Annotated in this window: 1 rRNA gene; it reads left to right on the top strand. The window is 52.9% G+C overall.

The features are described from left to right. Positions 1 to 522 (top strand): 16S ribosomal RNA (locus N865_RS21355); the annotation flags it as partial.

Here is a 522-nt window from a genome sequence, read left to right as displayed (position 1 = left end):
CTTGAGGCGTGGCTTCCGGAGCTAACGCGTTAAATCGACCGCCTGGGGAGTACGGCCGCAAGGTTAAAACTCAAATGAATTGACGGGGGCCCGCACAAGCGGTGGAGCATGTGGTTTAATTCGATGCAACGCGAAGAACCTTACCTACTCTTGACATCCAGAGAACTTTCCAGAGATGGATTGGTGCCTTCGGGAACTCTGAGACAGGTGCTGCATGGCTGTCGTCAGCTCGTGTTGTGAAATGTTGGGTTAAGTCCCGCAACGAGCGCAACCCTTATCCTTTGTTGCCAGCGGTTCGGCCGGGAACTCAAAGGAGACTGCCAGTGATAAACTGGAGGAAGGTGGGGATGACGTCAAGTCATCATGGCCCTTACGAGTAGGGCTACACACGTGCTACAATGGCGTATACAAAGAGAAGCGACCTCGCGAGAGCAAGCGGACCTCATAAAGTACGTCGTAGTCCGGATTGGAGTCTGCAACTCGACTCCATGAAGTCGGAATCGCTAGTAATCGTAGATCAGA

The organism is Intrasporangium oryzae NRRL B-24470 (assembly GCF_000576595.1).
Classification (GTDB): domain Bacteria; phylum Actinomycetota; class Actinomycetes; order Actinomycetales; family Dermatophilaceae; genus Intrasporangium_C; species Intrasporangium_C oryzae.
This window is presented reverse-complemented; position numbering and strand designations above follow the sequence as displayed.